7 protein-coding genes, 2 tRNA genes and 2 rRNA genes are annotated in these 12,928 nt (G+C 60.3%); 6 read left to right on the top strand and 5 right to left on the bottom strand.

Going from position 1 to position 12,928, the window contains the following annotated elements; all coding sequences use genetic code 11:
- Positions 1–2: 2 nt before the first annotated feature.
- The 5 genes from TK49_RS00940 to glpD form a co-directional block, all read right to left on the bottom strand.
- Positions 3–839 (bottom strand): carbohydrate ABC transporter permease, encoded by an 837-nt coding sequence (locus TK49_RS00940; RefSeq protein WP_045785079.1) that lies wholly within the window; start codon positions 837–839, stop codon positions 3–5.
- Positions 832–1,722, bottom strand: a complete 891-nt coding sequence (locus tag TK49_RS00935) for a carbohydrate ABC transporter permease (RefSeq protein ID WP_045785078.1) — start codon at positions 1,720–1,722, stop codon at positions 832–834. Before TK49_RS00935 ends, TK49_RS00940 begins: the two co-directional genes overlap by 8 nt.
- Positions 1,719–2,816, bottom strand: coding sequence for an ABC transporter ATP-binding protein (locus tag TK49_RS00930; RefSeq protein ID WP_045785077.1), 1,098 nt, complete (start codon positions 2,814–2,816; stop codon positions 1,719–1,721). The genes TK49_RS00935 and TK49_RS00930 overlap by 4 nt, the downstream gene beginning before the upstream one ends.
- Positions 2,803–3,921 carry an ABC transporter ATP-binding protein gene (locus TK49_RS00925; protein ID WP_045785076.1) on the bottom strand — a complete coding sequence of 373 codons (1,119 nt, stop codon included), beginning with the start codon at positions 3,919–3,921 and terminating at the stop codon, positions 2,803–2,805. The genes TK49_RS00930 and TK49_RS00925 overlap by 14 nt, the downstream gene beginning before the upstream one ends.
- A gap of 67 nt (positions 3,922–3,988) precedes the next feature.
- On the bottom strand, positions 3,989–5,566 hold the full coding sequence (glpD, locus tag TK49_RS00920) for a glycerol-3-phosphate dehydrogenase (RefSeq protein ID WP_045785075.1): 1,578 nt from the start codon (positions 5,564–5,566) through the stop codon (positions 3,989–3,991).
- A 143-nt stretch (positions 5,567–5,709) separates the two neighbouring features.
- Here glpD and TK49_RS00915 point away from each other — a divergent pair, with 143 nt between their 5' ends.
- The 6 genes from TK49_RS00915 (at position 5,710) to TK49_RS00890 (ending at position 12,872) form a co-directional block, all read left to right on the top strand.
- Entirely contained in the window at positions 5,710–6,474 is a 765-nt protein-coding gene (locus tag TK49_RS00915) for a DeoR/GlpR family DNA-binding transcription regulator (protein ID WP_045785074.1), read from the top strand.
- 111 nt (positions 6,475–6,585) lie between these two features.
- Positions 6,586–7,446 (top strand): CHAD domain-containing protein, encoded by an 861-nt coding sequence (locus TK49_RS00910; RefSeq protein WP_045785073.1) that lies wholly within the window; start codon positions 6,586–6,588, stop codon positions 7,444–7,446.
- Positions 7,447–7,943: 497 nt separating this feature from the next.
- Positions 7,944–9,481 (top strand): 16S ribosomal RNA (locus TK49_RS00905).
- A 59-nt stretch (positions 9,482–9,540) separates the two neighbouring features.
- Positions 9,541–9,617 (top strand) — tRNA-Ile (locus TK49_RS00900).
- A 32-nt stretch (positions 9,618–9,649) separates the two neighbouring features.
- A tRNA-Ala gene (locus TK49_RS00895) sits at positions 9,650–9,725 on the top strand.
- Positions 9,726–9,993: 268 nt separating this feature from the next.
- A 23S ribosomal RNA gene (locus TK49_RS00890) occupies positions 9,994–12,872 on the top strand.
- Together the 16S and 23S rRNA genes with 2 tRNA genes alongside form the textbook arrangement of a ribosomal RNA operon.
- The last annotated feature ends 56 nt before the right edge of the window (positions 12,873–12,928 follow it).

Here is a 12,928-nt window from a genome sequence, read left to right as displayed (position 1 = left end):
AATTACACGCGGCCCATCGCGAAGCCCTTCGCGATGTAGTTGCGCACAAACCAGATCACCAGCGCACCGGGGATGATCGTCAGCACACCGGCTGCGGCCAGCACGCCCCAGTCCATGCCCGAGGCCGACACCGTGCGCGTCATCACCGCGGTGATGGGTTTGGCGTCGACCGAGGTGAGCGTGCGCGCGAGCAACAGCTCCACCCAGCTGAACATGAAGCAGAAGAACGCCGTCACGCCCACGCCGGCCTTGATGAGCGGCAGGAAGATCTTCAGGAAGAACTTGGGGAAGCTGTAGCCGTCGATGTAGGCCGTCTCGTCGATCTCGCGCGGGATGCCCGACATGAAGCCTTCGAGAATCCACACCGCCAGCGGCACGTTGAACAGCATGTGCGCCAGCGCCACGCCCAGGTGCGTGTCCATCAGGCCGACCTTCGAATACAGCTGGAAGAACGGCAGCAGGAACACCGCGGGCGGCGTCATGCGGTTCGTCAGCAGCCAGAAGAACATGTGCTTGTCGCCCAGGAAGCGGTAGCGCGAGAAGGCGTAGGCCGCCGGCAGCGCCACCACGGTCGAGAGCACCGTGTTCATCGTCACGTAGATGATGGAGTTGATGTAGCCCCAGTACCACGACGGGTCGGTGAAGATGATCTTGTAGTTGTCGAACGTGACGAGCTTCGGCCAGATCGAGAAGCCGGCCAGCGTCTCCTCGTTGGTCTTGAGCGACATGCTCAACATCCAGTACAGCGGCAGCACGGCAAACGCCACGTACACCGCCAGCGTGATCGCCCGGGCGATCTTGCGCTTGTGCTCGTTGTTGTTGTTGTTCTGCTTAGGCATGGTCGTCTCCCACGGCCGTGCTGGCGCTGCCCATGCGCTGCATCCAGTTGTAGAGGACGAAGCAGAACAGCAGGATGATGAGGAAGTACACGATCGAGAATGCCGCCGCCGGGCCCAGGTCGAACTGACCAACCGCCTTCTGCGTCAGGTACTGCGACAGGAACGTCGTGGCATTGCCGGGGCCGCCGCCGGTCAGGACAAACGGCTCGGTGTAGATCATGAAGCTGTCCATGAAGCGCAGCAGCACGCCGATCATCAGCACGCCGCGCATCTTCGGCAGCTGGATGTAGCGGAACACGGCCAGGCGGCTGGCGCCGTCAATCTCGGCGGCCTGGTAGAACGCATCCGGAATCGACCGCAGGCCGGCATAGGCCAGCAGCGCCACCAGCGGCGTCCAGTGCCACACGTCCATGATGAGCACGGTGATCCACGCGTCGAACGCGTTTGCCGTGTAGTTGTAGTCGATGCCCATCTGGTTGAGCCAGTAACCGGCCAGGCCGATATCGGAGCGCCCGAAGATCTGCCAGATCGTTCCGACCACGTTCCAGGGAATCAGCAGCGGCATGGCGAGCACCACCAGCGCGGCCGACGCCTTCCAGCCTTTGGACGGCATCGACAGCGCCAGGCCGATGCCCAGCGGAATCTCCACCGCCAGCACGCACAGCGAGAAGATCAGCTGGCGGGTGAGGGCGTCCTGCAGGTCGCCGTCACGCAGGATCTGGCGGAACCAGTCGACGCCCACGAACACGTGCTGCTCGGGGCTGATGATGTCCTGCACCGAGTAGTTCACCACCGTCATCAGCGGCAGGATGGCGGAGAACGCCACGCACAGGAACACCGGCAGGATCAGGAACCACGCCTTGTTGTTGAGCGGCTTGTTCATCGGCCGATCCTCTCGTCGTTGCAGTAGTACAGCGTCTGCGGCGCATCCAGGCGCAGCCACACGCGCGATTCGGTCACGCTCACTTCGTTCGGCAGCTTCGCCTTGACGGGCAGGCCACCGGCCTCGCCGAGGCTTGCGGTCAGCAGCTGGTGCGTACCGAGCTGCTGCACCTGGTGCACGCTGGCGGCCACGGCGCCCACTTCACCCGGCGCGGCCAGCTGGACGAACTCCGGGCGGATGCCGAGCTTCAGCGCGCCGTTGGCGCTCTTGAGCGCGGCGAGCGTGCCGGTGCTCACGGACAGGCGCTGGTCCCCCAGCGCAAGCACATCGCCATCCACCGTCACCGGGTAGAGGTTCATGCCCGGGCTGCCGATGAAGTAGCCGACGAAGGTATGGTCCGGCCGCTCGAACAGGGCTTCCGGCCCGCCTTGCTGCACGACTTTGCCTTCAGTCATGACGACCACCTCGTCGGCAAAGGTCAGCGCTTCCACCTGGTCGTGCGTCACGTAGATCAGCGTGAGCTTGAGCTGCTGGTGAATCTTCTTGAGCTGGCGACGCAGTTGCCACTTCAGGTGCGGATCGATGACGGTGAGCGGCTCGTCGAACAGGATGGCCGCCACGTCCTTGCGCACCAGGCCGCGGCCCAGCGAAATCTTCTGCTTGGCGTCGGCCGCCAGACCGGAGGCGCGGCGCTTGAGCGCGTGCTGCAGCTCGAGGATCTCGGCCACTTCCTCCACGCGCTTCTTCACTTCGGCTTCCGGCGTCTTGCGATTGCGCAGCGGGAAGGCGAGGTTGTCGAACACGGTCATCGTGTCGTAGATGACTGGGAACTGGAACACCTGCGCGATGTTGCGCTCGCGCGGACTGGCGTGCGTGACGTCGCGGTCGTCGAAGAGCACCTGGCCTTCGGACGGCGTCAGCAGCCCCGAGATGATGTTCAGCAGCGTGGACTTGCCGCAGCCCGACGGGCCGAGCAGTGCATAGGCACCGCCGTCGCGCCACGTCATGTTCATCGGCTGCAGCGCGTAGTCCGACAGGCTTTGCGGATTGGGGCGGTAGCTGTGCCCCAGGTTGCGGAATTCAATGCGCGCCATGGGCACCTCCCTGCTTGGGCGCGCTCACCAGCTTGCCCGCTTCGTCGAACAGGAACAGTTCGGCCGGATCGACAAACACATCCAGCGCCGCGCCCAGTTCGAACTGATGCACCCCCGGCAACTGCGCGACCAGGCCGATGGTGTTCGACTGGCCGACGGCCTGCGCCCGTACGTGCAGATACGTCTCGGACCCCGACAGCTCGGCCAGTTCCACCGTGCCCGGCAGGGCGACCGCGCCACCGTTGCGCGGCGACAGGCGGATGTGGCTCGGACGCAGGCCGATACGGCAGCGCGCGCCGGCCGGCATCGGCAGCGGGCGCGTCCAGCGCACATCGATGCCTTGCGGCAAGCGGATGTGGTTGCCTTCGGCCACGGTGGCGTCCAGCACGTTCATCGGCGGGTCGTTGAAGATCGCGGCGGCATCCACGGAGACCGGCACCTCGTACATCTCCAGCGTCGGGCCGTCCTGCAGCACACGGCCCTCGTGCATGACGATGGTGTGGCCGCCCAGGAGCAGCGCCTCCTGCGGCTCGGTGGTGGCGTACACCACCGTTGTGCCACCGTCGGCAAAGAGCGAGGCCAGCTCGGCCCGCAGTTCTTCGCGCAGCTTGTAATCGAGATTGACGAGCGGTTCGTCCAGGAGCACCAGCGGCGCCCGCTTGACGAGCGCCCGCGCCAGCGCGCAACGCTGCTGCTGCCCGCCCGACAGCTCGGCCGGCAGGCGCTGCAGCAGGTGGTCGATGTGGAGCTTGGAGGCGACGGCACGCACGCGCGTATCGATCTCGCCCTTGTTGATGCCCTGCAGGCGCAGCGGCGAGGCGATGTTGTCGTACACCGTCATCGCCGGGTAGTTGATGAATTGCTGGTACACCATCGCCAGATTGCGATCGCGTACGCCCACGCCGGTCACGTCCTGGCCGTCCACGAGGACGCGGCCGGTGGTTGGCCGGTCCAGTCCGGCCATGATGCGCATCAGCGTGGTCTTGCCAGCCTGCGTCGGCCCGAGCAGCACGTTGATCGCGCCGGGTGCCAGCCGCAGGCTGGTCGGGTACAGATGGGTCTGTGCCCCGACCACAGCCGTGACCTGGTCCAGTTCCAGAATCAATTGATGTCTCCCGTCTTACTGCTTTGATTTCTTGGTTGCTTGCGTCGGGCGCCCCGGCCCCGCGGCTTCAGGGCGTCCGTTGCGCGACCGGCGCGGCGTCGCTTTCCGGCAGATGCCGCGCCAACCAGCCTTCCAGGCGGCTGCGGTCGGCTTCGCCGGCGTGCAGCCCGAGTTTCGTCCGCCGCCACAGGATGTCCTGCGCCGTGCGGGCCCATTCGTGTTCGATCAGGTACCGGATTTCCGCTTCATACAGGCCCGGCGTGACTTCCGTGCCCAGCTCTTCGAGCCGCGTGGCGCCCGCCAGCAGCGTGTTCACGCGCGTTCCGTACTGGTGTGCATAGCGCGTGGCCAGCTGCATGGGCAGCCATGGCAAACGTTTCTGCAAGCGCGTCACGAAGTCCGTGAAGGTGTACTCGGCCACCAGCTGCCCTGGCGCTTCCAGGTCGCCGCCCGGCAGCGAGGCCGTGGCGGTCCACGACGGATTGCCGGCGGCTGGCAGGTGCGGCGCCAGTTGGTCCAGCGCCTCCTCGGCCAGCTTGCGGTAAGTGGTGATCTTGCCGCCCCACACGTTGATGAGCGGAGCGCTGCTGCCGTCGGCGCCGGTCTCGCATTCGACGAGGTAGTCGCGCGTGATGGCTGACGCGTTGGCGGCGCTGTCATCGAGCAGCGGTCGCACACCCGAGTACGTCCAGACCACGTCGGCCGGTGTCAGTTGCTGCTGGAAATAGCGGTTGGCCATCTCGCACAGGTATTGGATTTCATCGGCATCGATGGCGACCTGGTCCAGCGGGCCCTTGTATTCCAGGTCCGTCGTGCCGATCAGCGTGAAGTCGTTCTGGTACGGGATCGCAAAGACGATCCGCCCGTCGGGGTTCTGAAAGATATAGGCGAACGGGTGGTCGAACATCCGCCGCACGACGATGTGGCTGCCCTTGATCAGGCGCAGGCCGCGCGTGCTGGGCAAGGCGTGCGCCGAGCGGGCGAACTCCGCCGCCCAAGGCCCCGCCGCGTTGACGATCGCCTTGGCGCGCACCGAGCGGATGCCCTCCGGCCCCGCCAGAGACGCATGCCAGCCGTTGGCGCGCCGCTCGGCATTCAGGCAGCGCGTGCGCGTGAGGATGTGCGCGCCGCGGTCTGCGGCGTCCCGCGCGTTCAGCACGACGAGGCGGGCGTCGTCCACCCAGCCATCGGAATAGACGAAACCGCGCGTGTAACCGGGCTTGAGCGGCTTGCCCGCCGGATGCTGCCCAAGCCTGATCGACTCCGAGCCGGGCAGAAAACGCCGTCGCGCGAGATGGTCATATAAGAAGAGGCCCGCGCGGATCATCCACGCCGGGCGCTGCGCCGCGTCGTGCGGCATCACGAACCGCAGCGGCCACATGATGTGCGGCGCCATGCGCAGCAGCACCTCGCGCTCCTGCAGCGCCTTGCGCACCAGGCTGAATTCGTAATATTCGAGGTAACGCAGCCCCCCGTGAATCAGCTTGGTGGAAGCCGAAGAGGTGTGCTGAGCCAGATCGTCCTTTTCGCACAGGACCACCGAAAGCCCACGGCCCACGGCATCGCGCGCAATGCCGACCCCGTTGATGCCGCCTCCGACCACCAGCAGATCACAGTCCAGATGCGACGCGTCAGTGAGTTGCATGGGTTGGAATCTGTTGATTTTCGCGCCTTTCCTTGCGAATAGTGACGCGTTGGCGGATAGTTTAGTGAAGGGCGAAAATAAAGCAACATAGGGAATCGCCTAATCCGCTCACATATGTTCGTTTGTGTTCATTTCGTGACTTGATGCTTCCGCGACACCGCCAGATCCTCGAATACGTCCGCCAGCACGGCGATGCCTCCGTCGAGACGCTCGCCCGCGTGCTTGGCGTCACCACGCAGACCATCCGCCGCGACATCCGCCAGCTCGAAGACGAGCGCCTGCTTGCGCGCTACCACGGCGGTGTCGGTCTGCCGTCTTCGGTCGAAAACATCGACTACGACCAGCGCCAGGTGCTGCACATCGAGGCCAAGCGCCGCATCGCCGATGTCGTTGCGCGCCATGTCGAGCCCGGCCGCTCGCTCATCATCAACATCGGCACGACCACGGAAGAGATCTCCAAGGCACTGGTCGGCCGCAAAGGCCTGCGTGTCATCACCAACAACCTGAATGTGGCGTCCATCCTCTCGGGCAGCCCGGATGCGGAGGTCATCGTCGCCGGCGGCCTCGTGCGCAACCGCGACCGCGGCATCGTCGGCGAGGCCACGATCGATTTCATGAAGCAGTTCCGCGTCGACATCGGCATCATCGGCGTCTCCAGCATCGACGAAGACGGCACGCTGCTCGACTACGATTACCGCGAAGTGCGCGTTGCCCAAGCCATCATCGAGCAGTCGCGCGAAGTCTGGCTTGCCGCCGACCACTCCAAGTTTGGCAGGCGCGCCGTGGTCCGCCTCGGCCACGTCTCGCAGATCGACAAGTTCTTCACCGACGTGCCGGTGCCCGAACCGATGGCCGAAGTCTTCCGCGCCGCAGAAGTCGACGTCGTCGTCGCCAGCGAGGCGCGCTGACTCAGCATCGCCCGTCCCCAGTTTTTGCCCGGTCGACTACAGTGGAATGACAAGGCGCGCACCCTGCGGTGCGGCCTGTCCTGTCGTTGCGTCCACCCAGGCAGACGTACCGTGAGCAAGCACTCACATGCGGCAATTCGTCCGATCTTCGCCCACATCGTCGATGAGCACGTCGCTTCGTTGCGCGGCACCCTGTCCCGGCTCGCCGCGCCGAACCCCACGGACGAGGACCTGCACCAGTTTCGCGTCACGCTGAGGCGGCTTCGCTCGGCGTGGGTGACCTTCGGCCCGGTGCTGCCGTGCCGCTTCATGACCCAGTGGAAGCCCCGTCTGCGCGCGCTGGCCGCATCGACCGGCCCCGTGCGCGAATGGGATGTGCTGCTCTCCGACTGGCTGCCCGCCGCCCGGCATGGTCTGGCCGCTGACGATGAGGCCGCCCGAGCATGGCTGGACGAGGCCGAGCGGAAATCCCGGGAGGCCCGTCGCCGGGATTGGGAGTCGCTGCGGGCTGAGCTTGCCGCCCCGGATGTGCCGCAGGCGCTGGTGGACCTCGAGTGCGCGGTGGCTGCGTTCAAGCGGGACGGCGGGGCCGGTTCCCAACCGCGTTTCGCCCGGTCGCGCGCTTCGGCGCTAAGAAAGAAGCTGATCCGCCGCGGTCGCCGGCCAAAGCGGGCCTCGGCGCCGCGCCTGCACCGCGCCCGGATTGCAGCCAAGCAGTGGCGCTATCTCTATGAGGCGTTTTATCCCGCACTGGGCGTTTGCGCGCCCAAGCGCTATCGCGCGCAGTTGCGTAAGCTGCAGGATGCCTTGGGCGAAGTTCACGACGCTGAAGTTGCCCTCGGGCGCGTGGCGCGGTTGGTGAGGGCCGCGCCGCCCGCCTCCATAGTGAGCACCTTTCACAAGCGCGCCGCTGCCGCCCGCAAACGCGCCGCCAAGTTACTACGTTGGGTGCGCGATCACCGGGCGCCGTAGGCCGGCAAAAAAGTGCGGAAAGACCCCACAGAAAGAAAGGGCTTGCAGAGTTCGGAAAACCCCCCTAATATTCGCCCCTCGCTGCACGACGCAGCGCCGAAACGAAAGCGACGGCGGGGCGTGTGAAGCGGTGGAGAAGTAGGAGTGGTGCGGGTTTCCGGGTGGTTGAAGTTGTTGACCGGCTGGATGTCGCGAAGAGGTTAGCGGCGAGTTGAACGAAAAAATTTCTTCAGCAAGTTGTTGACAGCGACGAAAAAGCTCTGCATAATCTCGTTTCTCTGCTGCAGACAACGCAGCGACGCGATAAACAAAGTTGATCGCGAAGTTCTTTAACAAGCAAACAGCCGATAAGTGTGGGCGCTTGATGACGGATGCGACGAACGCGAGTTCGTTAGCTTACAAGTTATGAAGTGCTCGCACAGAAGTAAGGTTTGAACGAAAGTTCAAGTCAGATTCTGAGAGTGAGCGACCGCTCGTAAAGAGCGAAACAGCAGATTGAACTGAAGAGTTTGATCCTGGCTCAGATTGAACGCTGGCGGCATGCCTTACACATGCAAGTCGAACGGCAGCGGGGGAAAGCTTGCTTTCCTGCCGGCGAGTGGCGAACGGGTGAGTAATACATCGGAACGTGCCCTGTAGTGGGGGATAACTAGTCGAAAGATTAGCTAATACCGCATACGACCTGAGGGTGAAAGTGGGGGACCGCAAGGCCTCATGCTATAGGAGCGGCCGATGTCTGATTAGCTAGTTGGTGGGGTAAAGGCCTACCAAGGCGACGATCAGTAGCTGGTCTGAGAGGACGATCAGCCACACTGGGACTGAGACACGGCCCAGACTCCTACGGGAGGCAGCAGTGGGGAATTTTGGACAATGGGCGAAAGCCTGATCCAGCAATGCCGCGTGTGTGAAGAAGGCCTTCGGGTTGTAAAGCACTTTTGTCCGGAAAGAAATGGCTCTGGTTAATACCCGGAGTTGATGACGGTACCGGAAGAATAAGGACCGGCTAACTACGTGCCAGCAGCCGCGGTAATACGTAGGGTCCAAGCGTTAATCGGAATTACTGGGCGTAAAGCGTGCGCAGGCGGTTGTGCAAGACCGATGTGAAATCCCCGGGCTTAACCTGGGAATTGCATTGGTGACTGCACGGCTAGAGTGTGTCAGAGGGAGGTAGAATTCCACGTGTAGCAGTGAAATGCGTAGAGATGTGGAGGAATACCGATGGCGAAGGCAGCCTCCTGGGATAACACTGACGCTCATGCACGAAAGCGTGGGGAGCAAACAGGATTAGATACCCTGGTAGTCCACGCCCTAAACGATGTCAACTAGTTGTTGGGGATTCATTTCCTTAGTAACGTAGCTAACGCGTGAAGTTGACCGCCTGGGGAGTACGGTCGCAAGATTAAAACTCAAAGGAATTGACGGGGACCCGCACAAGCGGTGGATGATGTGGATTAATTCGATGCAACGCGAAAAACCTTACCTACCCTTGACATGCCACTAACGAAGCAGAGATGCATTAGGTGCTCGAAAGAGAAAGTGGACACAGGTGCTGCATGGCTGTCGTCAGCTCGTGTCGTGAGATGTTGGGTTAAGTCCCGCAACGAGCGCAACCCTTGTCTCTAGTTGCTACGAAAGGGCACTCTAGAGAGACTGCCGGTGACAAACCGGAGGAAGGTGGGGATGACGTCAAGTCCTCATGGCCCTTATGGGTAGGGCTTCACACGTCATACAATGGTGCATACAGAGGGTTGCCAAGCCGCGAGGTGGAGCTAATCCCAGAAAATGCATCGTAGTCCGGATCGTAGTCTGCAACTCGACTACGTGAAGCTGGAATCGCTAGTAATCGCGGATCAGCATGCCGCGGTGAATACGTTCCCGGGTCTTGTACACACCGCCCGTCACACCATGGGAGTGGGCTTTACCAGAAGTAGTTAGCCTAACCGCAAGGAGGGCGATTACCACGGTAGGGTTCATGACTGGGGTGAAGTCGTAACAAGGTAGCCGTATCGGAAGGTGCGGCTGGATCACCTCCTTTAAGAGCGTGCATCCTAGTTAGGCGTCCACACTTATCGGTTTGTTTGATGTTACAGCCAAGGGTCTGTAGCTCAGGTGGTTAGAGCACCGTCTTGATAAGGCGGGGGTCGTAGGTTCAAGTCCTACCAGACCCACCAAGTTACGGACGGTGGAAGTCTCTGCCGTGACTGGGGGATTAGCTCAGCTGGGAGAGCACCTGCTTTGCAAGCAGGGGGTCGTCGGTTCGATCCCGTCATCCTCCACCAATACCTTGTGGTAGCCAAACGCAAGCATCGACGCGGTGATGTCGATGGTGTTTGCGTTTGGCCTAGCCAAGACGAGCGTAAAAGTTCGGCTGTTCTTTAACAATATGGAATGTAGTAAAGGTGTCGCGGTGCGTTGATGAGGCGCACAGTCAAAACGCGACACTGGGTTGTGATTGTATCAACCAGTATTACCAGAGCAATCGAAAGATTGTCTTGGAATACGGCACAACGCGAGAACTCAGCCTATAGCGAGACATACTCGTTATAGGGTCAAGCGAATAAGTGCATGTGGTGGATGCCTTGGCGATCACAGGCGATGAAGGACGTAGTAGCCTGCGAAAAGCTGCGGGGAGCTGGCAAACAAGCTTTGATCCGCAGATGTCCGAATGGGGAAACCCGGCCCGTATGGGTCATCTTTTACTGAATACATAGGTAACAGAAGCGAACGCAGTGAACTGAAACATCTAAGTAGCTGCAGGAACAGAAATCAACCGAGATTCCCAAAGTAGTGGCGAGCGAAATGGGATCAGCCTTGTACTCTTTAGCAGTATTGTTAGCAGAACGGAATGGAAAGTCCGGCCATAGTGGGTGATAGCCCCGTATGCGAAAACAGTATTGTGGAACTAGGTGTACGACAAGTAGGGCGGGACACGTGAAATCCTGTCTGAAGATGGGGGGACCATCCTCCAAGGCTAAATACTCGTGATCGACCGATAGTGAACCAGTACCGTGAGGGAAAGGCGAAAAGAACCCCGGGAGGGGAGTGAAATAGATCCTGAAACCGCATGCATACAAACAGTCGGAGCCTGGAAACGGGTGACGGCGTACCTTTTGTATAATGGGTCAGCGACTTACATTCAGTGGCAAGCTTAACCGATTAGGGAAGGCGTAGCGAAAGCGAGTCCGAATAGGGCGTTCAGTCGCTGGGTGTAGACCCGAAACCAAGTGATCTATCCATGGCCAGGTTGAAGGTGCGGTAACACGTACTGGAGGACCGAACCCACTAACGTTGAAAAGTTAGGGGATGAGCTGTGGATAGGGGTGAAAGGCTAAACAAACTTGGAAATAGCTGGTTCTCTCCGAAAACTATTTAGGTAGTGCCTCGTGTCTCACCTTCGGGGGTAGAGCACTGTCATGGTTGGGGGGTCTATTGCTGATTACCCCGCCATAGCAAACTCCGAATACCGAAGAGTGCAATCACGGGAGACAGACATCGGGTGCTAACGTCCGGTGTCAAGAGGGAAACAACCCAGACCGCCAGCTAAGGTCCCTAAATATGGCTAAGTGGGAAACGAAGTGGGAAGGCTAAAACAGTCAGGAGGTTGGCTTAGAAGCAGCCACCCTTTAAAGAAAGCGTAATAGCTCACTGATCGAGTCGTCCTGCGCGGAAGATGTAACGGGGCTAAGCCATATACCGAAGCTGCGGATGCACGTAAGTGCATGGTAGGAGAGCGTTCTGTAAGCCTGTGAAGGTGTCTTGTAAAGGATGCTGGAGGTATCAGAAGTGCGAATGCTGACATGAGTAGCGATAAAGGGGGTGAAAGGCCCCCTCGCCGTAAGCCCAAGGTTTCCTACGCAACGTTCATCGGCGTAGGGTGAGTCGGCCCCTAAGGCGAGGCAGAGATGCGTAGCTGATGGGAAGCAGGTTAATATTCCTGCACCGTCGTATGATGCGATGGGGGGACGGATCGCGGAAGGTTGTCCGGGTGTTGGATGTCCCGGTCCCTGCATTGGAGATGGCACTTAGGCAAATCCGGGTGCGTGATTCAAGGGTGTGGGGCGAGCGACTTTAGGTCGCGAAGCAATTGGAAGTGGTTCCAAGAAAAGCCTCTAAGCTTCAGTCATACGAGACCGTACCGCAAACCGACACAGGTGGGCGAGATGAGTATTCTAAGGCGCTTGAGAGAACTCGGGAGAAGGAACTCGGCAAATTGGTACCGTAACTTCGGGATAAGGTACGCCCTTGTAGTTTGACTGGCTCGCGCCAGAAGGATGAAGGGGTTGCAATAAAATGGTGGCTGCGACTGTTTAATAAAAACACAGCACTCTGCAAACACGAAAGTGGACGTATAGGGTGTGACGCCTGCCCGGTGCCGGAAGATTAAATGATGGGGTGCAAGCTCTTGATTGAAGTCCCGGTAAACGGCGGCCGTAACTATAACGGTCCTAAGGTAGCGAAATTCCTTGTCGGGTAAGTTCCGACCTGCACGAATGGCGTAACGATGGCCACACTGTCTCCTCCCGAGACTCAGCGAAGTTGAAGTGTTTGTGATGATGCAATCTCCCCGCGGCTAGACGGAAAGACCCCATGAACCTTTACTGTAGCTTTGCATTGGACTTTGAACCGATCTGTGTAGGATAGGTGGGAGGCTTTGAAACCGGGACGCTAGTTTCGGTGGAGCCGTCCTTGAAATACCACCCTGGTTTGTTTGAGGTTCTAACCTTGGCCCGTGAATCCGGGTCGGGGACAGTGCATGGTAGGCAGTTTGACTGGGGCGGTCTCCTCCCAAAGTGTAACGGAGGAGTTCGAAGGTACGCTTGGTACGGTCGGACATCGTACCTAAAGTGCAATGGCAAAAGCGTGCTTAACTGCGAGACCGACAAGTCGAGCAGGTGCGAAAGCAGGACATAGTGATCCGGTGGTTCTGTATGGAAGGGCCATCGCTCAACGGATAAAAGGTACTCTGGGGATAACAGGCTGATACCGCCCAAGAGTTCATATCGACGGCGGTGTTTGGCACCTCGATGTCGGCTCATCTCATCCTGGGGCTGTAGCCGGTCCCAAGGGTATGGCTGTTCGCCATTTAAAGAGGTACGTGAGCTGGGTTTAAAACGTCGTGAGACAGTTTGGTCCCTATCTGCCGTGGGCGTTGGAATCTTGACGGGGGCTGCTCCTAGTACGAGAGGACCGGAGTGGACGTACCGCTGGTGTACCTGTTGTCTCGCCAGAGGCATCGCAGGGTAGCTATGTACGGAAGAGATAACCGCTGAAAGCATCTAAGCGGGAAACTTGCCTGAAGATGAGGATTCCCTGGAGACTTGATCTCCCTGAAGGGTCGTTCGAGACCAGGACGTTGATAGGCTGGGTGTGGAAGCGCAGTAATGCGTTCAGCTAACCAGTACTAATTGCCCGTGCGGCTTGATCCTATAACCGGTATGTTTCCGGCTGGGTCTGCCTTGTGCCTGATACAAACTAAGCACAA

The sequence above is a fragment of the Ralstonia mannitolilytica genome, assembly GCF_000954135.1.
Lineage (GTDB): Bacteria > Pseudomonadota > Gammaproteobacteria > Burkholderiales > Burkholderiaceae > Ralstonia > Ralstonia mannitolilytica.
This window is presented reverse-complemented; position numbering and strand designations above follow the sequence as displayed.